17 protein-coding genes are annotated in these 24,597 nt (G+C 44.4%); 9 read left to right on the top strand and 8 right to left on the bottom strand.

Features of this window, described 5'->3' with window-relative positions; genetic code table 11:
- Window positions 1-19 precede the first annotated feature (19 nt).
- From G3569_RS12665 to G3569_RS12650, 4 genes are all read right to left on the bottom strand, one after another.
- On the bottom strand, window positions 20-1,279 hold the full coding sequence (locus tag G3569_RS12665; protein WP_165269701.1) for an NAD(P)/FAD-dependent oxidoreductase: 1,260 nt from the start codon (window positions 1,277-1,279) through the stop codon (window positions 20-22).
- Between the two features lie 108 nt (window positions 1,280-1,387).
- The gene (locus G3569_RS12660) at window positions 1,388-2,389 is read right to left on the bottom strand and encodes a 4-hydroxyproline epimerase (RefSeq protein WP_165269699.1); all 1,002 of its coding nucleotides are present in this window, start codon (window positions 2,387-2,389) and stop codon (window positions 1,388-1,390) included.
- A gap of 27 nt (window positions 2,390-2,416) precedes the next feature.
- A complete protein-coding gene (locus G3569_RS12655; protein WP_165269697.1) occupies window positions 2,417-3,961 on the bottom strand; it encodes an aldehyde dehydrogenase (NADP(+)) in 1,545 nt (514 codons plus the stop codon).
- A 53-nt stretch (window positions 3,962-4,014) separates the two neighbouring features.
- Entirely contained in the window at window positions 4,015-4,941 is a 927-nt protein-coding gene (locus G3569_RS12650) for a dihydrodipicolinate synthase family protein (protein WP_165269823.1), read from the bottom strand.
- Between the two features lie 371 nt (window positions 4,942-5,312).
- Between G3569_RS12650 and G3569_RS12645 the strand changes: the two genes are divergently transcribed.
- The 9 genes from G3569_RS12645 (at window position 5,313) to G3569_RS12605 (ending at window position 18,954) form a co-directional block, all read left to right on the top strand.
- Entirely contained in the window at window positions 5,313-5,837 is a 525-nt protein-coding gene (locus G3569_RS12645; protein ID WP_165269695.1) for a class IV adenylate cyclase, read from the top strand.
- A 334-nt stretch (window positions 5,838-6,171) separates the two neighbouring features.
- Window positions 6,172-6,645 (top strand): hypothetical protein, encoded by a 474-nt coding sequence (locus G3569_RS12640; RefSeq protein ID WP_165269693.1) that lies wholly within the window; start codon window positions 6,172-6,174, stop codon window positions 6,643-6,645.
- A gap of 250 nt (window positions 6,646-6,895) precedes the next feature.
- A complete protein-coding gene (locus tag G3569_RS12635) occupies window positions 6,896-8,464 on the top strand; it encodes a glycerol-3-phosphate dehydrogenase/oxidase (RefSeq protein WP_165269691.1) in 1,569 nt (522 codons plus the stop codon).
- A gap of 272 nt (window positions 8,465-8,736) precedes the next feature.
- Window positions 8,737-11,238 carry a glycoside hydrolase family 31 protein gene (locus tag G3569_RS12630; protein ID WP_165269689.1) on the top strand — a complete coding sequence of 834 codons (2,502 nt, stop codon included), beginning with the start codon at window positions 8,737-8,739 and terminating at the stop codon, window positions 11,236-11,238.
- A gap of 1,351 nt (window positions 11,239-12,589) precedes the next feature.
- Window positions 12,590-13,801: a glycoside hydrolase 100 family protein gene (locus tag G3569_RS12625; RefSeq protein ID WP_165269687.1), complete on the top strand. Its 1,212-nt coding sequence runs from the start codon at window positions 12,590-12,592 to the stop codon at window positions 13,799-13,801.
- Between the two features lie 636 nt (window positions 13,802-14,437).
- On the top strand, window positions 14,438-14,641 hold the full coding sequence (locus G3569_RS18425; protein ID WP_205720195.1) for a hypothetical protein: 204 nt from the start codon (window positions 14,438-14,440) through the stop codon (window positions 14,639-14,641).
- 355 nt (window positions 14,642-14,996) lie between these two features.
- The gene (locus tag G3569_RS12615) at window positions 14,997-15,260 is read left to right on the top strand and encodes a GIY-YIG nuclease family protein (RefSeq protein ID WP_165269683.1); all 264 of its coding nucleotides are present in this window, start codon (window positions 14,997-14,999) and stop codon (window positions 15,258-15,260) included.
- Window positions 15,261-16,117: 857 nt separating this feature from the next.
- Window positions 16,118-17,527 carry a PAS domain-containing protein gene (locus tag G3569_RS12610; RefSeq protein ID WP_165269681.1) on the top strand — a complete coding sequence of 470 codons (1,410 nt, stop codon included), beginning with the start codon at window positions 16,118-16,120 and terminating at the stop codon, window positions 17,525-17,527.
- A 446-nt stretch (window positions 17,528-17,973) separates the two neighbouring features.
- The gene (locus G3569_RS12605; protein WP_165269679.1) at window positions 17,974-18,954 is read left to right on the top strand and encodes an HNH endonuclease; all 981 of its coding nucleotides are present in this window, start codon (window positions 17,974-17,976) and stop codon (window positions 18,952-18,954) included.
- Between the two features lie 11 nt (window positions 18,955-18,965).
- On the opposite strand, the gene G3569_RS12600 is transcribed toward G3569_RS12605, so the two are convergent.
- From G3569_RS12600 to G3569_RS12585, 4 genes are read right to left on the bottom strand one after another with little or no spacing between them, the layout of a single operon-like run.
- Window positions 18,966-19,382, bottom strand: coding sequence for a very short patch repair endonuclease (locus G3569_RS12600; RefSeq protein ID WP_165269677.1), 417 nt, complete (start codon window positions 19,380-19,382; stop codon window positions 18,966-18,968).
- Between the two features lie 33 nt (window positions 19,383-19,415).
- On the bottom strand, window positions 19,416-20,012 hold the full coding sequence (locus G3569_RS12595; protein WP_165269675.1) for a hypothetical protein: 597 nt from the start codon (window positions 20,010-20,012) through the stop codon (window positions 19,416-19,418).
- Window positions 20,013-20,070: 58 nt separating this feature from the next.
- Window positions 20,071-21,093: a DNA cytosine methyltransferase gene (locus tag G3569_RS12590; RefSeq protein ID WP_165269673.1), complete on the bottom strand. Its 1,023-nt coding sequence runs from the start codon at window positions 21,091-21,093 to the stop codon at window positions 20,071-20,073.
- A gap of 5 nt (window positions 21,094-21,098) precedes the next feature.
- Entirely contained in the window at window positions 21,099-23,015 is a 1,917-nt protein-coding gene (locus G3569_RS12585; RefSeq protein WP_165269671.1) for an ATP-binding protein, read from the bottom strand.
- Between the last annotated feature and the right edge of the window lie 1,582 nt (window positions 23,016-24,597).

Genomic DNA, 24,597 nt, shown 5'->3' with positions numbered 1-24,597 from the left:
TCTTTATTCTTTACCGTACTTATTCAAATCTATTTGGATCGGTTAACGGATGTACCAGATCTGCCTTTTTGCCCATAATTAAATCCGCTACAGTTTTTCCACAAACCGCACCAAGGCTCATCCCCATCATTGCATAGCCCGTGGATGTATAAACATTCTTATATCCATGAAAAGCTCCTACATAGGGCAGACCATCCGGAGATATCGGTCGCAGTCCTACCCAGATATCGTCTGTATCAAGATCTGACATCTCATATTCCGGCAAATACCTGCATACTGACTTTTTAAGGCCTGTTATTTTTTTCGGAGTAATACTAGTGTTAGTGCCGGTAATTTCCATCGTCCCGGCAAACCGCAAGCTCCTATTCATGGGCGTCATCGTCACTTTGGCTTCCGAGAATATTCCACAATTTTTCGGCAGCACTTTCGGATCTTTCAGCGTGATACTGTATCCCTTACCGGCTTGCATTGGAATCTTCACATTAAGTGCTTTACACAATGTAGGTGCCCATGCCCCTGTTGCTATAACTACATCTGAACCACGAAATACTCTGCCATCTGCTGTTTTTACGCCCTCTACATCTCCCTTATGATTTACAAAAGACCGCACCTCGCAATTATACTCAAAACGGACTCCTTTTAGCTCTATCGTCCTTTTCAAACCATCCATTAAGGAGCCGGGATGAAGGTGAGCATCTTTGGGAAAGTAGGTAGCACCCATGATATCCAGATCCAAGTCCGGCTGCATCTCCCGGGCTTCCTCAGCAGTAAGAATCTCAGCGGGGATTCCCAGCTTCCTGGCCTTGCGGGCAACTTCGGCCTCTTCCTCCAGTCCTTTTTCGGTATTGCAAAACATAAACAGCCCGTTCTTCCGAAAATCAAAATCCAGATCTTCTTGCTGCTCCAGCTCGATCAGTAGTTCCCGGTTCTTAAGTAATAAATCTCTGAGCAGTGGCGCAGCTTCTTCCACATGCCTTGTTGTCGAAGCTTTCTTGAACTTCCATCCCCATTCTAATAAATCACGGCTCAATCGGGGACGAATGTAAAAGGGGCTTTCGGCACTGAGCATCCATCTGAGTCCCTTTTTTATGATACCCGGCGATGCCAGGGGGATGATATGGCTGGGTACGATCATTCCGGCATTTCCGTACGAGCAATTGTCTTTACCATCTCCTTTATCCAGAATCGTTACGTCCACACCGGCTTTATTCAGGTAGTATGCTACGCTGATGCCGGCAATACCGGCTCCTATAATAAGAACATCTTTGCTGTCTTTCATAATATTGATATTAATTTCTTTATTGCCATACCCCACTAATTCCGCAGCGGAGCGACGGAATTAGTAATGGCGCAGCGAAGCGACGGAATTAGTAAAGTTGCAGTAAAGCTAAATCACCTGAAAACCATGCGCATAGGGATCCTCATCATCAATTACGATAGTATTGTAACCGTAAATACGTGCCCATCCCTCAATACTGGGGATAATGGCAGGCTGATCTCCGACGGTAGTTCTTCCTTCAATACGCCCGATAAATTTACTTCCAATGATACTTTCGTGGATGAACTTATCATCCTCTTTGAGTTTTCCTTTGACTGCCCACTGGGCCATACGCGCCGACGTTCCGGTACCGCAGGGCGATCGATCAATAGCTTTATCCCCATAGAACACCGCATTACGCGCCGTTGAACTATCATCTATGGTATCTCCGGTCCACATAATATGACTGAGTCCCCGGAGGTGCTCATCTTCGGGGTGCACAAATTCATATTGTTCATTAAGAGAATCACGAAGTTGTCGACTCCAGCTAATCAGTTGGTCTGCCTGGTAATCCTGCAAACCGGGAAAATTTTCCTGGGGATCTACAATAGCATAAAAGTTCCCCCCATAGGCCACATCAACGGTGAGCAACCCAAGATCCGGACATTCCACTTCTAGTTCTTCGGCTGCTAGATAGCTGGGTACATTCGTTATTTTCACCGAACTGACCCGGTCCCCCTCTTTGGTGTATTCCGCCTTAACCAATCCCGCCGGGACTTCCAACCGTACCTTTCCCGGTTCTTTGGGCGTGACCAAGCCTTCCTCAATCATCCCAGTTACCGTACCGATTGTACCATGTCCACACATTGGCAAACAACCACTGGTTTCGATAAATAATATGCCGATATCATTCTCGGAATCTGTAGGAGGATATAGGATACTGCCCGACATCATATCGTGACCACGAGGCTCAAACATCAGACCTTTACGAATCCAGTCATACTCCTTGAGGAAGTGCTGCCGCCGTTCGGCCATGGAGTTACCATCCAGCAACGGACCGCCCCCGGCAACCAGCCGCACCGGATTGCCACAGGTGTGGGCATCGATACAGAAAAATCGTTTTTTAGCCATGGTGAATTATTAGAATTGATAAGTATTCTACCTTGTTAAATTGCCATCTACGATACGGTGGATGCCCAGCGGATTATCATCCTTAAGTTCATCTGGTAGCAAGATCTCCGGGCAATCCTGGAAAGCTACAGGACGTACAAACCGCTCGATAGCGGTCGTTCCCACAGAGGTAAACTTCGAATCGATGGTAGCAGGAAACGGCCCGCCGTGATGCATTGCCTGGCACACCCTTACTCCGGTTGGCACCCCATTAAAAATGATTCTCCCGGCTTTTTCACGACAAGTATCTATCAGTAATTTACGATCGGCAAGCTCCTCATCTTCTCCCATAAAGGTAACTGTAAGCTGCCCCTCTAAACTGTTAGCAACCTGATGCATCTGGGCATCATCACTGCAAGACACAACCAAGGTAAAAGGACCAAAGACCTCTTCACCCAGCTTCTCGTTGGAAATGAAATACTCAGCGGTAGTAGCAGCCACGGCACCGGCTCCCCGCGTTTGGGATTCTTCCTCGGGAGCGGCTACCACCTCAATACCCGACTGCTCAAACATCCTGGTTCGCTGTTGCTTATAGCTTTTTGAAATCTTGGGGCTCAACATACAACCAGTCGGGTTATCATTAAGCTTTTCTGCCAACACTTTTTTAAAGGTATCCAGATCGCTCCCTTCTTTGGCAATAATCAGTCCGGGATTCGTACAAAATTGCCCAACCCCTAAATTCACCGAACCGGCATACTGCTCGGCAAGCTCCTCAGCCGAGGCAGCGAGTTTATCATCCAACAAAAACACGGGATTGACACTTCCCATCTCAGCATAAACGGGGATAGGCTCATCACGCTGCTGGGCCATATCAAATATTGCTTTACCGCCACTGAAGGATCCCGTAAACCCAACCGCTTTGGTCAGTGGATGTCGTACAAGGTCCCCACCTACTTCGGGACCACCATTCAGACTGCTAAAGACGCCATCGGGCATCTCCGTTTTCTGCGCCGCTTTAATAATCGCCCCAGAAACAAGCTCGTTAGTGCCGGGGTGCGACTCATGGCCTTTCACCACCACCGGGCAACCTGCCGCCAGAGCCGAGGCCGTATCGCCACCGGCCGTAGAAAATGCCAACGGAAAATTACTGGCCCCAAATACCACCACTGGTCCCAGCGGCACCAACATGCGACGCACATCGGGCTCTCCTTTGTCGATTCGTGCATCTACCCAACTGCCTTCTCGCAGCAGATCTGCAAACATCTTCAGCTGATTACAAGCCCGCCCGCGCTCACCTTCTATGCGTCCGGTCGGCAAGCCTGATTCCGCAGATGCCCGTTCTACCAGCTCGTTGCCCAAGCCCATTATCTCTTCGGCAATCTGGTCCAGGAAGTCTGCCTTTCTATGGCCGCTTACGTGCCGGTATGCTAAAAATGCTTCTTGCGCTTTCTGCAGGGACTGCCCCACTTCCTGGCGGGTTGCAATGCTGAACTGTTCTGAAAGCTCTTTATTTTTTTGCGGATCATATGCACGAAACGTTTGTGCTCCTTCGCAAGATGTCGTCTTTCCAATAAAATTTACTCCTTCAACCATAACTTTAAACCACTTTTAAGCTTAATATTCAATACTAAAATGTAATTCGATATCTATCGTGAACTTACCGGCTGTTGAATTTCGGGTAGCTTTGGTCGTTTTTCTAATGATTCTGATATAACACTTTGTACATGCTCAAGCTCTTCACCAATCAGAGGGAGGCGCGGCTTGCGTACATGTTCGGTACCCACCCCTGTTGCCACTTCGGCTAGCTTAATATTTTGCACCAGTTTCGAATTGATATCCAGCTCGAGCAGCGGCATAAACCAGCGGTAGATCTCTCGGGCCTCTTCAATACGTCCCGCTTTTACTAACTCATAGATGGCTACAGTCTCATCCGGAAAGGCTGACACTAATCCGGCCACCCATCCGCAGGCACCCATCACCATCGCTTCCATGGCCAGCGTATCAACGCCGCATAATATCTTTATTCGATCGCCAAATCGATTTTTCATGCGCGTTACATTCGTCAGATCCCGGGTCGATTCTTTTACAGCCTGGATGTTGTCATACTCAATTAACTCTTCAAACATATCCAACGTCACCTCAATACCGTAGTCTACTGGGTTATTGTAGATTAGGATGGGAAGATCTGTTGCCTCGGCCACTGCTTTAAAATAAGATACCACTTCCCGCTTGTCAGCTTTGTACTGCATGGGGGGCAACAACATAATCCCGGACGCCCCTTTTACTTCGGCTTCTTTAGTGAGCTGTATCGCATCTCTTTGCGTGCTCTCGGCAATATTCAGGAGTACGGGGATCTCATCTCCTACCTCATCCAGAGCCGTGTCCAACAGTTGTAATTTTTCCTCCCTGTTGAGCGTGCTGGCCTCTCCCAGTGAACCTGCCAGAATAATTCCATGGATACCTGCTTCTACCTGTACGCGCAGATGATCCCGAAAGGTATCTAGGTCCAGTGATTCATCTTCATTAAATTTGGTGGTAATTGCCGGATAAACGCCATGCCAATCGATATTCATACTCATAGAATCAGGTTCCTTCTTGGGTTAGAAACAGTTTTGTTCATTCACGATTAGTATGAAAGTCAATAGCCGGGCTGTATTCTAGTACGATATTATCAATTCCCTTGTAAATGTTATCATTGACGATGACCAGTGATCAGTAAACAGATGATCAAGTTTTAAGTGTGAAGTGATTAGGGGATTAAGTTGGGCAGATGATCGATGACGGACGACCGACGACGGAGCACCTCCAATATCCAACGTCTAGCTTCTAATATCTAACCTCCACAAATCACACATCACGAATTACTTATCCATATTTTCAATTCTCAATTTCTAATCATTAATTCCCTTACGTACTGAAAGCAAATTGCCATAAACCCCGACGAATGAGCATACTTAACATCGAGATCAAAGCACGCTGTAATGACCCGAATCGCATCCGAACAATTATCAAGAAGAAAGGCGCCGACTTTAAAGGGACCGACCACCAGATAGACACCTATTTTGATGTCCCTGAGGGCAGATTGAAATTACGAAGAGGGGCTATCGAACAGAATCTTATATTCTACCGCCGATCCGACACCAAAGAACCTAAAGCATCTGACATAAATTTGGTGCCAGCAGAACATCCTGAGAGACTTCACAACTTACTGGATAATGCACTGGGTACAAAGGTAGTGGTCGATAAAGAACGGGAGATCTATTTTATCGACAATGTAAAATTTCATATCGACCGGGTAAAAAAGCTGGGCAATTTTGTGGAGATTGAGGCTATTGATGAGGACGGCAATATTGGCAAAGAAAAGCTTCACGAACAATGCCAGAAATACCTTGAACTATTTGAAATAACAGATGAACAGCTGGTTGCGGAGTCGTATTCGGACCTGCTTATGAATTTGGATAGTAATTAAGTTTTAAGTGTGAAGTGTTAAGTATCCGGAAACCAAAGTTGTAACCTGGAACCGATGACAGACGACCGCTACGACCGAATCCAATTTCCAGCTTCTAACATCCAAGCTCCAGCAGCTAACCTGGCAATAAGAAACAATGCTATTTCTTACATTTTTAAAGAGTCAATTATCAGCAGAAAATCTAAATATTGATTTGTAAAGCTAGCTACCTTTACTCATTTTTATCGCCTTTAATTATCAATATAACGTGGCTTTTTTTAAAAAGGGACAAGTTCTAACACAAAGGACATTACTATTTCAATGCCCTACCGAACCACATAATTATTATCAAGATATGAATTCACAAAAACTTTCTCTTTTAGTATTAATATTATTCTCGCTAGCTACGCTCCAAGCGTGTACCATGGCTAAGATTTCTGGAAAAAGTTCCAAGCCATTGATGCTTAATAATCCGAATGTACAAACAGAAATTGTTCGGAGTGTGAGTCAAACAAAAATGAAAACATTTGACTACACGGGAGCTATTGATGTTTATGAAGTACTAAATGAGGTTATCGCCAATTCTGAAGCCGATGCAGTTACCAACCTCACTGTCAAACTTAAAAGTGACCCAGCTACTTTTTTCGTCAATTTAGTAACCCTGGGCATCGCAAATGCTTATAAGGTTGAAGTAACCGGTGATCTTGTGCGACTACCAAATGGCATTTCTAAAGTTGATACAATCAGCCACAAAGAGCTTACAAACATTAAACCTTCTTCCAATAAAGAGATTACTACCTTACATTTTGATGGGTATTTTCAACCCTAACTAAATTCTATTCTTTAATATTTTTTGGGTCTTGTATCCTACCATAGGTATGAGGCCTTTTTTTCTTCAGATCCTAACAACCATACACTGATAAAGTTAAATCGCAAACCAATGACGAACAACCTGTACCCCAGAGCACCCAGCTGCTATAATCCAGCCTCCAGCCTCTAACTTCCACTCTTCACACATCATTTCACTATTCCTAATTTTTCCCGTATCCTGAAACAAAATTTAGTAAAACGGATCTGCTATGAACCTGGATAGGAATCAATTAATTGACCAACTTGAAGACGATCCCGAGATCTGGGATTTTATTATTATTGGCGGAGGCGCTACCGGGCTGGGTACAGCCGTAGAAGCAGCTTCTCGTGGATATAAGACCCTGCTATTGGAACAACACGACTTTGCCAAAGGAACCTCCAGCCGGAGCACAAAGCTGGTCCACGGTGGTGTGCGTTACCTGCGGCAGGGCAATGTAGCATTGGTGCTGGAAGCACTTCGTGAGCGCGGCCTGCTCCGAAAAAATGCTCCTCACCTGGTAAAAAACCAATCCTTTATAGTACCCAACTATGACTGGTGGGAAGGCCCCTTCTACGGTATTGGCCTTAAAATATATGATAAGCTGGCCGGCGACCTGGGACTTGGTCCCTCCGAAAATCTATCCAAAGAAGAAACACTGGACTATATTCCTACCCTGGAGCCGGAAGACCTTAACGGCGGCGTTATCTATTATGATGCCCAGTTCGACGATGCCCGACTGGCAATAAATCTACTACAGACGATCTTTGACCACGGGGGCACCGCTCTTAACTACATGAAAGTAACGGGCTTGCTCAAAGCCAACGGACTGGTTTCGGGCGTTACCGTTGAAGACCAAGAGGGCGATCACGATATGGAACTGCAGGCCCGTGCCGTTATTAATGCCACGGGGATGTTTACCGATCAAATTCGACAGATGGACAACCCCGATGCTTCTACGCTGATGCAACCCAGCCAAGGGGTACATATCGTGCTAGACAAATCGTTTCAGCCGGGCGAAAGTGCCATCATGGTGCCCAAAACCGACGACGGACGCGTCCTTTTTGCCGTTCCCTGGCACGATCGCATCATTGTAGGCACCACCGACACCCCGCTCGAAGAACCGGCACTGGAACCCCGCGCCACCGACGAAGAGATCGACTTTTTGCTGACCCACGCTGCCCGGTACCTCACCAAAGACCCCGAGCCCGAAGATGTACTCAGCGTCTTTGCCGGCATTCGTCCCCTGGTCTCCCCCGGCGGCGATGATGATACGGCTTCGATCTCCCGCGACCACACCCTTCTTATCGATCCCTCCGGACTTGTTACTATTGCCGGTGGAAAATGGACCACCTACCGCAAGATGGCCGAAGATACCATCAATGAAGCTGCCGTTGTGGCCGGCCTTGATGAACGAGAAGCTATTACCGAGAACCTGCGCCTGCACGGTTGGCTCAAAAACAGTGAAGCCGCCGAACCTTTTGAACTCTATGGATCCGATGCCCTGTCGCTAAAAAGAATTGCCCAAGAGAATGAGGGATGGGCTAGCCAGATGCACCCCAACTTGCCCTATACCCCGGCCGAAGTGGTATGGGCCGCGCGCAACGAGATGGCCCGCACGGTTGAGGATGTGTTGGCCCGCCGCACCCGTGCCCTGTTGCTGGATGCTCGTGCCAGTATCGAAATTGCTGATTTAGTTGCCGACCTACTGGCCGAAGAACTGGGACGTAGTGAACAGTGGAAAAACGAACAGATTGCCACCTATAAAGAGCTTGCGAATGGTTATTTACTAACTGATTAACGTGATGAGTGAGGCGTAATGCGTGACTTCTGATGCGTGAAAGCAGGATACAGGTTGCAGGATGTTGGAAGTTGGAAATTAGAAGCTGGAAGTTAGAGGGGCTCCGTCGTCGGTCGTCCGCTGTCGGTTCTTACTTGGAACTTAATACTTTACACTTAAAACTTGATCATCGTTCACTGTACACTGAAAAACAGGATTTTAAGAGGTGGGATTAAAGCAATGATTTCATATTTTCGGGTGTCTCAAGTAACCCAGTAACTATTATTTGGTATATGGCCGATAATACCTCCAAAACAACCAGTGACACTTCCGAAGAGAGTGACCGCAAAACTGATGTCCGTCAGATCAGACGACCCAACGAAATTGTATCTCACTCTATAGAGGGCCGGCAGGTTACCTTTCGATGCGAAAATGACATTCAACTGCAGATTACCATCCACAGCCCGGAAATCTTTCAGCTCAAGTACATATGCCCGGGGGACCAACCTACTGATTTTTCCTATGCTATCGATCCTGATTGGGGGGCGCCTGAAGCACCTTTCGAGGTGAATGAAATTGCGGACTATTACGAGGTCTCGTCCGGGGCCATCGACTGCCGCATCAAAAAAGAAAATATGCAGGCAACATTTTTGGATAACGCTGGCAACACCCTTTGTGAGGACGCCCGACCGTACTGGCGGAAAGAAAGCCTGATGGAGGACATTACCGAGGTTCGGGTTACACACCGTGCGCCCGATGGCATGCAGTATTTTGGATTGGGGGACAAGGTTTGTGAGGAGGATCTGCGCGGGGAAAGCTTCGAAAACTGGAATACCGACGCCTATGCCTATGAGCGCGGAGATGACCCTTTATACCGCAGTATCCCCTTTTATGCTTCGCTTTATGATGAAAGCGCTTTCGGTATTTTCCTGGATAACCCCTATCGCTCGTACTTCGATTTTGATTCGGATGGAAATAACACCCGCTCGTTTTCGGCGGCCGGCGGCTGTATGAATTACTACTTTATTTATGGTCCGGAGCTAACCGATGTGAGCCGACGATATACCCAGCTTACCGGCACGCCTGAACTACCGCCGATGTGGGGGCTTGGATATCATCAGTGCCGATGGAGCTACTACCCCGATGCACGAGTGCGGCAGCTGGCTGAGACCTTTCGTGAGAAGGAGATCCCCTGTGATGCGATCTACCTGGATATCGACTATATGGATGATTATCGCGTGTTTACCTGGGATAAGGAGCGATTCCCCGACCCCGGCAAGTTAATTGCTGATCTTAAAGTGGATGGCTTTGAGACTATTGTGATGATTGATCCGGGTGTTAAAATGGATGAGACGTATGAGGTATACCAACAGGGAATAGAGCAAGATGTATTCTGTAAGCGACCCGATGGCGAGCTCATGATTGGACCCGTGTGGCCGCCCGAAACCGTTTTCCCTGATTATACTGATCCCGAGGTACGAGCATGGTGGGGAGATCTTTACGAAGATCTAATAACCAATAAAAAGATAAGCGGTGTTTGGAATGATATGAATGAGCCCGCTGTCTTTCAGGTAGAAAGCAAAACTTTTCCCGAAAATATTCGTCACCATTACGAAGGACAGCCGGCCAGTCACAAAAAGGCACATAATATCTACGGTATGCAGATGGCCCGTGCCTCCTATGAAGGGATCAAGAAGCATAACAGTGAGAAACGTCCCTTTCTGCTGACCCGTGCCAACTTCTCGGGTGGTCAACGTTATGCGGCCCTGTGGACCGGCGACAATATCGCCGACTGGGATCATCTAAAACTGGCCAATGAGCAGTGTCAGCGGTTAAGTATATCCGGCTACTCTTTTGTGGGCACTGATATCGGGGGCTTTATTAACGACCCCAGCCCCGAACTATTTACGCGCTGGCTGCAGCTGGGCGTTTTTCATCCCCTTTTCCGCAACCACACCATGGGCTATAATGTGGATGGGGCCGCTGCCGTCAAAGAAGAAGAGGTTAAAAAGAAGCGTCTGCAATCGGACAGCGTTCAGGAACCCTGGACCTTTGGCGACCGATATACCGCCATCAATCGCTCTGTTATTGAGCTGCGCTATCGCCTGCTGCATTACCTGTATACTGCTTTTTATCATCATGTACAGCAAGGTACGCCTGTCTTGCGTCCCCTTGCCTATGTTGACCAAAGCGATGATCGGGCCGCCAAAGAGATCGACCAGTTTATATTTGGGGACCAGATCATGGTGTCTCCAGTTCTGGATAAAGATCAACGGGAAGTTGAAACCTATTTCCCCAAAGGCAGATGGTATGACTATCGTACCCATGAACTGTATGAAGGTCCTGTTAGCCAAACTGTGGAAGCCCCGCTGGAAGAAATCCCCTTTTTCGTCAAAGAAGGTACGGTGCTGCCACTGCGCGAAGTGATGCAGTATACTGGTCAACGTGATGAGAACCAGCTGGAGCTTAATGTTTATTACGGGGATACCAGTGCCACAAGTCCGCTTTATGAAGATGCGAAAGAAGGCTATGCATACACAGAGGGCACCTATCGGCATAGCCGGTTTCACTGGCAAGCAGATGCGGCTAATAATGAAGCTACCTTATCCGTGGATCGCAGCGGCAGCTACCAACCGAGCTATCAGCAGGTGTTGGTGCGGCTGATCGGCTTGCCTTTTTTGCCTGATGAGATCATTGTTGATGGGAAAGCAGTAGCGTTTCAAACGGAAGGTGACGACCAGGCCCTTTATACATTCACGGTCTCCCCGGACTTCAACGAGATTGTAGTTCGATAGTTCGCCAAGTTGCTTTTACCTTACACACCCCGACCTTCCGGGCAACCGCCGAAAAACCACGGCAGTCTCCCTTTCTTAGCTCGCGTAGTAGCTGAAGGGTAGCCTTTGCACATCAACCAACTATTTCATGGAGATTGCCGCGTCGTCCCGCCAACCCACGGTACTCCTCGCAATGACAAGCGTTGATGGCCTTGCAATAAAAATCATATCATTCTCGAGGAGGTCTGGTGCCAAATTTACGGTTTCGACCTGGCCCTAAGAATTGGGAAAAGCTCAAAAAGATGGCCCCAACTTTACGGTTTTAGACTATTGGGGGGGTTTGGGGGAATCGGCCGGAAAGTTGCATTGAGAATAATGACGAATGAGATAGAGCAATTTCCATATCCTTGCTATTGTAAGTCCAAAATCTACGATTCCCACCAAGACTTTTTTGATTCGTTTTTTGGTTACAAAAAATGAATACCGCAATCACCCTTGTGGCTCTGACTTTGATAGGGTCGGTAATCTAAACAGAAGGAGATGCAGGAGGATAACTACTTTTATCTCGTTCTAAAGCCTTAGCATAGTTGAGCTCCGTGCCACTACGCACTCCCCCTCAAGGGTATGTTCATTTTTTCCATCAAGAAAAAACGAACCAAAAAATTGACCGGCTGAGAATTCTGAAATCGCTCCGGCCTTCGGATGAGATAATTCTAATGGTCCATCTCGCTGAAAAGTAGCTCGAAGAAAATCACCGGTATAGAATTATCCTTTTCACCCTTTGGCCTCCGCACAAAATTCTTATGCCGGGGTTGAAAACCTCAAATCAAGCAACAGTGAAGTCCCCTTTGGGCATTACCTAAATGAAAAGCATTGGGGTAATCAGAAGGGGGTAAGGGGGATGATACCATTCACCCATTTATGGTAACCAAACACCCAAATTGAGAAGCCATATAAAAACAATGTCATTCTGTCCAAATAAGCTCGCGTAGAACCTAACGAGCAGGCCAAAGCCCCCTCCACGGGAGAGTGCTCCGACCACAGGCTTAGCGGGATGGGTAAGAATTATTCCGAAGTTGCATCTTCCAACTGCCGAACCTGCCACCATAACCGATTATTATTTGTCTTATCAGACAGTTATTCATTAATTAGTAAAGGTTTCCATGCACATTCCAGCATGAGAAAAAAAGGAGTCTACAGCTGAAGAAACATAGTGAGCCAATATCTTGGTCTCATCCTGATCATAAACAGTGTGGTAATAATCTACATAATTGTGGCAGATATATTTTGAAAAGAAGCTAATAACCCAGAAACCCCATAGCATAACATAGCTGGTTTGACGTAATCATCAATATCTTGACTTCCTACTGATATGGATCTTGACTTACAATCATTAGAAGAACAAGGCCTTGCGCTACTTCGGGAAGCATGCTGCTCATACGGAATCCGAGCCAGTACCGAAGACCAGGAAAATTACCAGCGGCTCTGGGCCCGCGATTCAATTATTGCCGGTATTGCCGGACTGCTTGCCGACGATGAGAAAATCATTGCCGGACTGCGCAACTCCCTTCTCACCCTGGCCAAACATCAAAACGCGCTGGGGATGATCCCTTCCAATGTATTACCCAATGAAGAAAATCCTGATATCAGCTATGGCTCCCTTGCCGGCCGCGTCGACGCCAACAGCTGGTTTATAATCGGCGTGTGCCTGTACCTGCTAAACCGGGCCGATGGGAACCTAATAAACAAGCTTAAGCCGCAGATGGATAAGACCCTCGACCTGCTCGACTGCTGGGAATATAATGCCAACGGTTTGCTCTATACTCCCCTGAGCGGTAACTGGGCCGATGAGTACCCGGTGCAGGGATATACCCTGTACGACAATGCCCTCCGCCTTTGGGCCCTTAGGTTATACAACAGCCTGTTTGAAAATGAAAAGCGCAAACAGCAAGCAAAGGTAATAGAAGAGAAAATAAAGGTTAACTTTTGGCCCACGACCTCAAACCTCAACCACCCGGCCGTCTACCATCAGCGTTGTTTTAAACAGACCGCCAATGGCAACCTGGAACACTTTGCCTGTGCCATCAATCCCCAAGGATATAATATGCATTTCGACACGGCGGGTAACGGCTTGGCCCTACTGTTACGGCTGGCTCACAATAGACGGTTCAAGAAAATGCTGAACCACCTGAAACCGATCTTTCGACAGATCAGTACCGTGCTAATGCCTGCATTCTGGCCGGTCATCACATCCAACGATCCCCTCTGGGACGCCCTTAAAGATAACTTCAACTACAATTTCAAGAACTACCCGCATCAATATCACAACGGCGGAATATGGCCTGTCTGGATGGGATGGTTTGCCCTGGGAGCAAGTGTAACCGGTATCTCCGACCTGCCGGAAACCATGCTCCAGGCCTGGCTAAAAATCGAGGATAAAGACAATATCAGCTTCAGCGAATATATATCGTCCGACACCCTGAAACAAAACGGCAAAAAACGACTCAGCTATAGTGCCTCAGGACTCATATTTCTATGCAAAGCCATCCAGAAAGACTCATACAAGCGTTTACATCTAACATAAGTAGCAGCAATTCTCTGTAACCACCGAAGGCGACATCACTACCGTATTTTTTTTATTCCTTGAGACAATTTATTGTTGTAGCAGTTAGTACAACTCATAATTATCCTCTCCCTCCTTCGACCTCCACTCAGAATTCATTATGGCGGAGATCCATTGAATCGGTCAATTTTGGAAAGGAATGTCAACACGAGTACAGCATAGCGATATCGATATATTCCTTTGAAAGGTATGGCTTCAAACAGAAAACTCTCCAGAGGGGATTTCTCGGTGCCATGATGAATGGCCAGTAAAGAATTGACGATTAAAACCTGGGCTTAAGAATTGTGAGAGATTCAGGAATATACAACCAATTTTACGGTTTTATAATTTTGGGGGTTTGGGGGAATCGGCCGGAACGTTGCATTGAGAATAATGACGAATGAGATAGAGCAATTTTTATATTCTTGTTACTGTAAGTCCAAAATATGCGATTCCCACCAAGACTTTTTTGATTCGTTTTTTGGTCACAAAAAATGAATACAGCAATCACCTGCCAATCCCCGTACAACCGAGCACCACAAAAAAATCAAAACATGCCACTCCTCTTTGGGCGTATCCGTAAGATCCATTTAACCAACGTATCATTACAAGGGACCTTTGCAAAACCAGGCAGTCATCCTGAATGTAATGAAGGATTTCCCTTTCAACGGCAGCAGATGGATACTGGAGATTCTTCGACAAGCTCAGAATGACGAAATCAAAGGTTTTGCAAAGCCCTCTACAAAGAATATCTGGCCTTTACTTTACACACCCCACCTTACGGGCAGCCGCCGAAAAACCGTGGCAGCCTCCCTTTCTTAGCTCGCGTAGTAGCTGAAGGGTAGCCTTTGCACATCAACCAACTATTTCATGGAGATTGCCGCGTCGTCCCGCCAACCCACGGTACTCCTCGCAATGACAAGCGTTGATGGTTGAGTATTATGAGTATTAATAAAAGCAGTGTCATTACGCTGTGCCCCATTCTACGGGGAGGAGTTGCTTATAACGACGAAGTAAATCTCCCAGAATAGACCCGCGTAGTATCTAAAGGGCAACCTTCAAACTATTAGAAACTATGTCTTGGAAATTGCCGCGCTGCGTTCCACTCCGCTCGCAATGACGAGCGTTGGTTAAAAAGGATTGTAAGGGACACTTCTCAAAAAGATCTTACTATCTTATGGCAAAAAAATATCACGTCTATATCATGAGCAACGCCCATCACACCGTACTCTATACTGGTATGACGAGTGATATTATAAAACGGGGTTGGCAATACAAGCAACAATTGATAGATGGCTTTTCCAAACGCTATAACTGCACAAAAATGGTGTATATTGAGGAATATAACCATCCGCAGGATGCCATTGACCGGGAAAAGCAGATTAAGGCAGGCTCTCGAAAGAAGAAATTAGAGTTAATTGAAGAGTTAAACCCGAACTGACGATACTTCTATGAGGAACTTACACGATAACAAAGAAGCAATGTCACTGCGAGGGATTCCGGTGATTTCCCGGAAGCCCGCGGCAGTCTCCCTTTCTTAGCTCGCGTAGTAGCTGAAGGGTAGCCTTTGCACATCAACCAACTATTTCATGGGGATTGCCGCGTCGTCCCGACAGCCCACGGTACTCCTCCCCGTAAAACGGGGCACCGCGCAATGACAAGCGTTGATGGCCTTGTAATAAAAATCATATCATTCTCGAGGAGGCCTGGTGCCAAATTTACGGTTACGATCTGGACCTGAGAATTGTGATAAGTTCATAAATATGCCCCCCCAATTTTACGGTTTCAACCTATTGGGGGTTTGGGGGAATCGGCCGGAACGTTGTATTGAGAATAATGACGAATGTGATAGAGCACCTTCCATATCCTTGCTATTGTAAGTCCAAAATCTGCGATTCCCACCAAGACTTTTTTTGATTCGTTTTTTGGTCACAAAAAATGAATACTTTAATCATCTTTATGGCTCCGACTATAATAGGATCGGTAATGTAAACAGAAGGAGGTGCAGCTATGCGCCTCGAAGTTTTAACGTAGTGCCGGAGGATAACTACTTTTATCTCGTTCCGATGCTCTGCGTCGGAACGAATATTTCCCTAACCTAGCACAAACTTGCATCTTTTGAAAGGGTATCCATCCGCCTTTTAGTATGATCCATCCACCAGTACCCCCCCCATCAACGCTTTTTCAAAGCAATCCCAACAATTTTTTCCGGGCTTATCCCCAAAACACCAATAATTAAAGATTTTCAGTAAAGAGACGATAAAAAGTGGTGTCAACTAGCATCCATATTTCATCACTATGATATCTGAAAAAAAACTAAAAGATCTGCGAACTGCTGTTCCCACCAATCAGGAGAGTCCATTTAAAATTCACGAGCTCTTTTTCTCTGTCACCGACCCTAAGTCAAATATGACGTTTATCAACGAAATATTTGAGCGGGTCAGCAAATTCGATCACGAGGAAATTATCGGCCAACCCCATAAGCTCATTCGCCACCCCGATATGCCCCGGGCAGTATTTAAAATCTTTTGGGATCGGCTAAAAGCCGACAAACCGGTCGCCGCTTATGTAAAAAACATGGCCAAAGACGGAACCTACTATTGGGTCAAAGCCCTTGCCTTCCCTTGTGATGGTGGATACCTCTCAATACGTCTGAAACCTACAAGTGATCTTTTTGACAAGATAAAAGATATCTATAGTGAGACATTACAGGTTGAGCAAGCTAAAGAAGAGGAGATCGGCAAGCGCAAAGCTATGGAGCAGTCCGAAGAATATCTTCTTGAACTCCTTAAAAACGAAGGTTTTTCCGATTATGAAGAGTTTATGTGGAACGCCCTGCAGCAGGAGATGCACCAGCGCGAAGAAGCCCTGGCCAAGACTACCGATACCACCCGCAGCCATACCGAAGAAGTGCCCGAGGCTCTGCTGGAACTAGAACCGGTACTCCAGGAACTGGTAATCTCACTCAATTCACTGCAAGATATGCATCAAGACCTGGTGCAATATTCTGATTACATCCTGGAGCTGGCCCGTTCCATTCTGTTGCTGTCTATTAATGCCCAGATCGGCTCGTCAAAGCTGGACCAAGATGATATTGCCCTCTCCGTAATTGCCGAACAGATGGGCGAACAGTCTATTGAGGGTGAAGAGAAACTCCTTGAAATGAAGGATAACATCCAGGGAGTCAGCGACCTGGTTGGGATGCTGAACTTCGAAATTGTAGCTTCAAAACTACAGGTAGAGATGACCATCGACTTTATGGACGAAATTGCCGCTGACGCTTATGTGGGAAAGAAATCGACCATCACCGCAGATAAATCTATCGAACTGCTTTACGATGCCTTTCTGCCTCGCCTTTCCACTATCAAAAATGGACTGGGAGAATTGCCCAACTACCTCAAAAAGTTGCTGACAAATGTAGAAGAGATCGAAAAGTTTCTGTTGATCCTTCGGCTTATTCACAATACGGGCAAAGTAGAAATAGCCCGCCTCAATGACGACAGCAACTCCTTTCATACCACCATCCAGGATTTGCTGGAAGAAGTTACGACCGCCCAAGAACACCTTGATAAGCTCACTACCCTGGTGCACAAGAACAAGAAGATGGGCGAACAGTACACCGATCGACAACAAGACCTAAACGCTCTTATCTCAGAACTGCAAGAACATGCGCATGCTTCTTCTGATGCCTCTGAGGGAGATGAATAACCTCTATTATTGCGAGAACGGCTGTTACGGGATAATTAGGAATTGAGAATTAATAATTAGGAATTGGATGTTCGATGCGGTCGGTCATCAGTCGTCCGTCGCCAGTCGTACTTTGTAAGTCTATCACTTCATCCCCTAATCACACAGCTTCTTTGTTGCAGGATAATTAAAAATTAGGAATTGAGAATTACGAATTGGTATGGTAAGTGAGGCATAATACGTGATTCGTAAAGAGTTTAGATAGTAGATACTGGATTTTTTTACCGTCGTCGGTCGTCTGTCATCGGTCGTGCTTTTTAGCCCAATTTCCATTCCGCTCAATCTACGTATTAACAAGGCGCTCCTCTCCCTGCCTGTAGGCTCCTGTCCAAAAAACCCATCCAACCTGACTTTCTGAATAAATAAACCTATACTGCTTTCGACTGCAATATCGATTAACAATCAATATGACTCAGAAAGAGATTCTATCATCGTTAAAAGATCTAAACGCCAACAAAGATTCCACGACTTGGGATCAGCGGACTTTCCAACGGGCACCCCATAAACCCTTTTTACTGCTCAGTATTCTGGATGGCATTGAGATCGGCTGGATTGATGATCCGAGAATTACCTTAACCCAGGATCTGATAGAAACCTTCTTTCGCTACTGGAATAGGATAATGGGCGAAGATCGTAAAACAACCATCGCCCTCCCCTTCTTCCATATGAAGAGCGAACCCTTTTGGGATTTACACTACCGGGAGGGCATGACCCCATACAGCAACTCCCCGTCGCTGGGCGGATTGATGAAGCGCCTTAGCCATGCCCGGATGGATGATCAGCTATTTGCGATGATGCAGGATGAGGAGGGACAACAGCGTATCAGTTCAACCATCATCCGGCACTATTTTTCGGAAGATCTTCGGGAAGAGATACAGAGTATACATCGGATAAACATTGGGGCGTACCGCTATGCCGAGCAGCTGGAACTGCTGGCCGCAGAACCGTTTGAAAAATATCATACGGATGATAACGCTCCCTCCTACTCATGGCAAAAGAAACAGCAGCGCAAACAGGGCTTTCGGATAAATGTCCGTCAGAATTATACCCACCGCTGTGCCATCTGCCGGGCCAAAGTACAAACCCCTAGTGGGAAATCGCTGGTTGAAGGCGCTCATATTATACCTTGGAACAGAAGTAAGAACGACGATCCCCGCAATGGACTGGCCCTGTGTAAAACCCATCACTGGATGTTTGACAAACAGCTGCTCAGCATTCGGCCCGACTACCAAATAAAACTATCTGCCTGGCTGAAAAACAGAGGCGAAAATATTGATGACACCTTAGCCTGGGACCGCGAGCAGATATTACTGCCTGACAAACAACAATTTCTGCCCAGCCAAGAGGCACTGGAAGAGCGGTATGAGGAGTTTAAAACAGGGAGATAAAACAGATTTAATTATTCCTGCAGAAAACTATCTATTTTCTTTTTGAGTTCAGGAATATTTTCTTCCCTAATTTCACATTGCCAGATAATTAAATACTCCCAACCCAACTCTTCCAATTCTTTATAGTTCCTGTGATCTCGATCTATATTTTTTTGGATCTTATTCTTCCAAAACTCTGTATTGGTATCAGGAATGGATGCTTTTTTACAGTCTTCATGACCGTGCCAATAACAACCATGTACAAAAATAACACTATTATACTTGGGAAAAACTAAATCGGGGGTGCCGGGTAGATCTTTTCTGTGAAGCCGAAAGCGGTAGCCCATACGATGCGTGAGACTTCGTATGAACAATTCGGGTTTTGTATCCTTGGACCCGATGTTGCTCATAATTTCAGATCTTTTATCTTCTGAGAAGATATCAGCCATTTTTTAATGCTTTATATCATATAAGATTGTTAATTACTTCTCTTTATGAAATGAAATTTCTTTATCTACTTTTTTAAGCAACTCATTTAATTCCTGTAAACTTTTTCTATTTGCTCTATGCTCTTCAGAGCCCATTGTTCTAGGAAATTCTTTCAAAATATCTGCAGATTTTTTGGGGAACTCATTTGCTAAAACATTTGCCATACGATCAATAAAATTGACCAAATACCAAAGCTCATCATGGGATTGAGGACAATCATAATGGGCCATTCTATCAAATGTGAAATTATATGTCTTGTCTCTGAAGTTATGTGCAATCACTTCATTTCTAAAGTCTCGAAGATCTTTCCAAGATCTAACTGCTCTTGAAGCAACCGCTGCTGTTTTTTTTACTTTGAGTATTCTATTTCTAAATTTTTTTTCTGTCTTTACGCCTAATATACTGTCCCACTCATCCAAAAAAGAACAAGAGTCGAGGATTATTTGAAACCACAGAGAATCAAGAACTGCAGAGTCCATATGAGGCTCTCTAGAAGGTATATCCCGTCCTTTAATTATTACCTCATTTTCTTCTATAAATGCAGTGTAATAAGAGAGTGAGTTAAAGGTTTGTTGAATATTTACACACAAACATAACTTTTATTGAGCTTTTGGTACTTATTGTCTCACTCAAATTGCTAAAACTTAATTATTGTAACTGTTGGTTTAAATGTTCTTTAATATTATTTGATTGTATATAACTGAATTTCGGAGGTAGGGCATTACCAATCATAGAAGCCAAGGCATTCTTGGGCATGTCTGTTGAAAATTTATAATCCTTTGGAAATGTCTGTAATAAAGATGCTTCACGAGGAGTAATCACTCTATCTTCTTCCGGATGTAGGAATCTTCCTTTTGACGGATTTAAACAGCCTCCGGTAATGGTTGTAGAGTAATCATCCCATCTTAGGCGACCATAAACATCATTAAAACCTACATTTTCTTTTTGATGACAAGACAAATATTCGGGATCTACATCACTCAAACTTCCCCCATTATGCGGGACCTCGGAAATTAACTTCTGAATTCTTTTTGTATGGTTAACAGTTATTTTATGAAGAGGATCTGTTGTTTCTTCAAATGACTCGATTTCATCAAATGTTTCTCTAACTGTTTTCGCTTCACCGGTTTCTTCAGCTACCTCTATATCTCCTAATAATGAACCTACTAAAACAAGGCGTCGCCTGCTCTGAGGAACTCCATAGTTTTTAACATTAACTACTCTATAGTCTAGTTTATAATCCAGTTTTTTTAACCCCCGAATTAAATCATCAAACTTATAGTAACTTTCCAGGCCGGGTACATTCTCCATCATTATAGTCAATGGCTTAATTCCTTCAACAAATCTTAAATACTCATCGACCAATGCATTGCGTGGGTCTTTTCTGCTTCTTTTTTTGTTCAATTTTCTGATTGAAGAGAACCCTTGGCAAGGAGGGCAACCGGCAAGTAGATGCAATATATTATCACCTAAATATTCTTGAACCTCTTCAGGCGATATTTTTCTAATATCTTCTGATATTACCTCACAATCTCCATGGTTTTTTTTAAAAGTTTTAATTGCATATTCATTATTCTCAATAGCCACTTTCACATCAAAGCCAGCTTCAGACATTCCCGCTGAGAGTCCGCCACAACCTGAGAATAAATCTGCTGAAATATAGGTATTCATTGATCTCAATTTAAATCTACTAATCCTTTAATTCTTGGGTCTTCAGGTGCTTTCATCTTTAAAATATCTAAATAAGTTTTATATCTACCCTGAACTGTTTCAAACAAACTATCCCAAGTGACTGTTTTTAATGTAGTATTCAGATTATTTATGGTTTCATTTAAGGAAGGGTCATTATTTCGTTTATCTGCAATTAAAATTCCTTTTACATTCATTCCACTAAATTCGGAGGCCGTGCCCTTTGTTTCAATTGCTGTTTTAACCCTTGTTACATATCTATTGAGTCGCATCACATGATCATAATCAATTGATAAACCTGGGCGCATCAATTCTAATATTACGATTTGCCAATCGTTTGTCATACAAAGTAGATCAAAGCGACGGTTTTCTCTTTTGGTCCCACTGCTAAATTCTTTATTAGTATCTTTGAGTACCTCTTCTATCCATTTGTCAACCCCTTTTTCATGATGAAAATCAGCAGGAGTTAAATGTTCATACTTTTGTCCAAGCAACCAAGGATAATCCTTAATAAAATCCTGCATATCTAATTTGCCCTGAGGACTCTTCTCCGGTATTCTATTATCTATATGTTTTTTGAACTGTTCTATTATTTCAATTTTACCAAAAATTACTTCTGCAGTTGAAACTGCACTAATAATATCCCACTCTTTAATTGCTTGAATTAACTCAGGAAGAGCCCCTTCTTCAGTTTCATTAATTCTTTTTATTACTTTTCTAACACTTTCTCGTTCTACTCCCTGTATCATAGAACCAGCAATGGTTTTAAAATCTTCCTCATTGATTCTCTCAATTAAAGCGATTTTGTCTAGTGCGGAAGTAATATCTTCTTTTTCTTGAGTCGACAACCTTTGAATCCGCTCATTAAATTCGGAATATTCATGTTTGAACCTATCACGTTTTGCCTGATCTCTTCTTTTTTTCCAATTTTTACAAAGTTCTTTAATCTTTCCTTTCCCCCATTTTTCTAAAATCTGAGGCTTATTAAATTGCCAGTTTACTGTTTGTCTATCAGTTGCTATGTAATCATCTTTTTCGTCTAGTTGATTTGCCTTTACCTGGCCTGTTAAATATTCAAGTCCAACTTGGCCTGTAATTCCACCACTTAGATTAAAGAAAAATGGAGTGAATTGAGCAACACGATCTCTTGCAAAAACAGAAATGCCACGTAACTCAGGTTCATCAATTGTATTTTTTGTAAAACCAAACCAATATTCTACTTCACCAAATTCTTCAATCTCTTCTTTTTGCCAACCTTTTGAAGGAATCCGATGTTCAAATTCAAAATCATCCTTTTTTAATGCATCTCCATTGACTAAGATTTGCATCTGTTCTGTATTCAAAGCAAACCTTCGAGCCATACTTTTTTTAAAGCGCTCCCTATTAATTGAACGCTCTAGTTTAAGGTTTTGATAGATTACTGTAACTCCACTTTTCTCTGAAGTTTTTTCAATTTTATTAGGAATAAATTCAAAACCATCCAACTCTTTCTTATTCCTTAACTCTGCATAATTCAGAGTAAACTCGACTAATTTACCATCTTTAACAGAGCGTAATACAATATCTTCTGCAATTCCGAAGCCAGCTAACTTACCAATTCCTTTTCTCCCCATTACAGGTCTTCCGCCCTCTGTTTTTTCTCCTCTTTTTTTCCTTCGTTCATAGCCCACATTAAGATAAAATTTATTTAGCTCTTCAAACGTCATGCCTCTTCCATTATCCTTAACCACAATTACGGAATCATCAGTCAAGTTTTCAGGCACCTTAATTTCAACCTTTTTAGAGTCAGCATCCCATGCGTTAGCAACAAGTTCAGCAACGGCTGGAACAGGCCCTCCATACATTTGTTGCCCTAACAAATCTATAAATCTTCCAGCAAATTTAATCTTGAGTTTTTCTGACATTACAATTTGAAGAATTTTTAAAATTTATTGGGTGCTCAAGTTAGTAGAAGTACCAGAAATCTCAACAGTTTATCACTTAATAATTTCACAACTTCATCGATAACTTCGCCTGTATGGAATCATGATTCATGACACCTTTTTGAGCTTATTTCATCCAATAATAATCATTCCTCCCTCCTCCCACAAACTGGTAGTTTCAACCACCAAATGGCTCTTATCACTGATCTTTAGAAATAGAGGTTATCAACAGCGTTGTTAAAGCAAACAGCTTAATATTTCTCCACACACTCCTTCCCAAAACCGCAAAAGCTAACCCTAACATCAGCGACACTTTAATTAGTCCCATTATAATCTCTTCCGCCGGAAGTGCCGGTAAATGAGGCAAGGTGGCTTTTAAGAAGGTGATTGGGTGATTAAGTAACTAAGTTACCCCGTAGAACGGGGCACGGCAAGAGGGGATTTTTGGTGCTGGGATGGAGATCCGAAGACCAACTAACGGTTTTAACCTGGTCTTGTGAATTGTGAGAAGTTCAGAAACATGCAACCCATCTTAGGGGGTTTAGAATGTTGGGGGTTTGGGGGAATCGGTCGGAACATTGTATTGAGAATAATGACGAATGAGATAGAGCAATTTTTATATTCTTGTTATTGCAAGTCCAAAATCTGCGATTCCCACCAAGACTTTTTTTGATTCGTTTTTTGGTCACAAAAAATGAATACCGTAATCATCTAAATTTCCTGGCTAACCGGGCACGACGAAAAGTAGAAAAACGCCGCTCCTCTCGATTATTTTTTCAGCGACGTGGTGACTAGGTAACAAAGAATATCTGAACCTTTACACACCCCGACCTTTCGGACACCCACCGGAAGCCCCCCTGCACTACGCCAAGGTATTAATCTGCCGAAGTTTCCGACGCAGGTACGGCTTCGAGCAGTAAAACTCTCTAGAGGGGATTTTTTGGTGCCGGTTATTTGGTAAATAGCCTTTTCGCTGAGGCTATCAGCTTTAATATCATCCTGCAAAACGCTGAATTTCAGTAGGAATCTTAAATCATACTCCATATTAGTCCCCTCCCGGGGAGGCTTTGCTAAACGAAGCTAATGAGAAAGCATTAAGGTTAGCCAAAGTAAATTTAGCGTAGTTCAGGGTGCTCGGCCGACAGGCGGAGCGGGGTGGGTGTATGTACTAGCTAAAGGGTAGCCTTCGTGCATCAACCAACTATGTCAAGGAGATCGCCGCGCTGCGTTTCACTTCGCTCGCGATGACTAGCGTTGTTTTTAAAAATTAAAGCAGTGTCACTGCGCTGTGCTCCGTTTTACGGTGAGGGCTTCCAACAACTTCCCGGAAAACCGCGGCAGTCTCCTTCTCTTAGCTCACCTAGGATCTGAAGGACAACAGTTTCAGGATACAAGATGCGGGGTAATTAGGAATTGAGAATTAGGAATTACGAATTGGGAATTAGGATTTGGTACGGTAAGTGAGGCGTAATAAATGACTCGTAAAGAGTTTAGATAGTAGATACTGGATGTTTACCGTCGTCGTTCATGGTCAAGTCTCAATTAGTGTGTAAAAATGTGAGAA

The organism is Fodinibius halophilus (assembly GCF_011059105.1).
GTDB classification, from domain to species: domain Bacteria; phylum Bacteroidota; class Rhodothermia; order Balneolales; family Balneolaceae; genus Fodinibius; species Fodinibius halophilus.
This window is presented reverse-complemented; position numbering and strand designations above follow the sequence as displayed.

Coding starts and splice junctions, on each gene's coding strand:
- G3569_RS12645 (WP_165269695.1), top strand. CDS start 5,313: ATGAGCATACTTAACATCGAGATCAAAGCACGCTGTAATGACCCGAAT.
- G3569_RS12605 (WP_165269679.1), top strand. CDS start 17,974: ATGACTCAGAAAGAGATTCTATCATCGTTAAAAGATCTAAACGCCAAC.
- G3569_RS12625 (WP_165269687.1), top strand. CDS start 12,590: ATGGATCTTGACTTACAATCATTAGAAGAACAAGGCCTTGCGCTACTT.
- G3569_RS12585 (WP_165269671.1), bottom strand. CDS start 23,015: ATGTCAGAAAAACTCAAGATTAAATTTGCTGGAAGATTTATAGATTTG.
- G3569_RS12635 (WP_165269691.1), top strand. CDS start 6,896: ATGAACCTGGATAGGAATCAATTAATTGACCAACTTGAAGACGATCCC.
- G3569_RS12610 (WP_165269681.1), top strand. CDS start 16,118: ATGATATCTGAAAAAAAACTAAAAGATCTGCGAACTGCTGTTCCCACC.
- G3569_RS12615 (WP_165269683.1), top strand. CDS start 14,997: ATGGCAAAAAAATATCACGTCTATATCATGAGCAACGCCCATCACACC.
- G3569_RS12655 (WP_165269697.1), bottom strand. CDS start 3,961: ATGGTTGAAGGAGTAAATTTTATTGGAAAGACGACATCTTGCGAAGGA.
- G3569_RS12590 (WP_165269673.1), bottom strand. CDS start 21,093: ATGAATACCTATATTTCAGCAGATTTATTCTCAGGTTGTGGCGGACTC.
- G3569_RS12640 (WP_165269693.1), top strand. CDS start 6,172: ATGAATTCACAAAAACTTTCTCTTTTAGTATTAATATTATTCTCGCTA.
- G3569_RS12660 (WP_165269699.1), bottom strand. CDS start 2,389: ATGGCTAAAAAACGATTTTTCTGTATCGATGCCCACACCTGTGGCAAT.
- G3569_RS12665 (WP_165269701.1), bottom strand. CDS start 1,279: ATGAAAGACAGCAAAGATGTTCTTATTATAGGAGCCGGTATTGCCGGC.
- G3569_RS12630 (WP_165269689.1), top strand. CDS start 8,737: ATGGCCGATAATACCTCCAAAACAACCAGTGACACTTCCGAAGAGAGT.
- G3569_RS12650 (WP_165269823.1), bottom strand. CDS start 4,941: ATGAATATCGATTGGCATGGCGTTTATCCGGCAATTACCACCAAATTT.
- G3569_RS12600 (WP_165269677.1), bottom strand. CDS start 19,382: ATGGCTGATATCTTCTCAGAAGATAAAAGATCTGAAATTATGAGCAAC.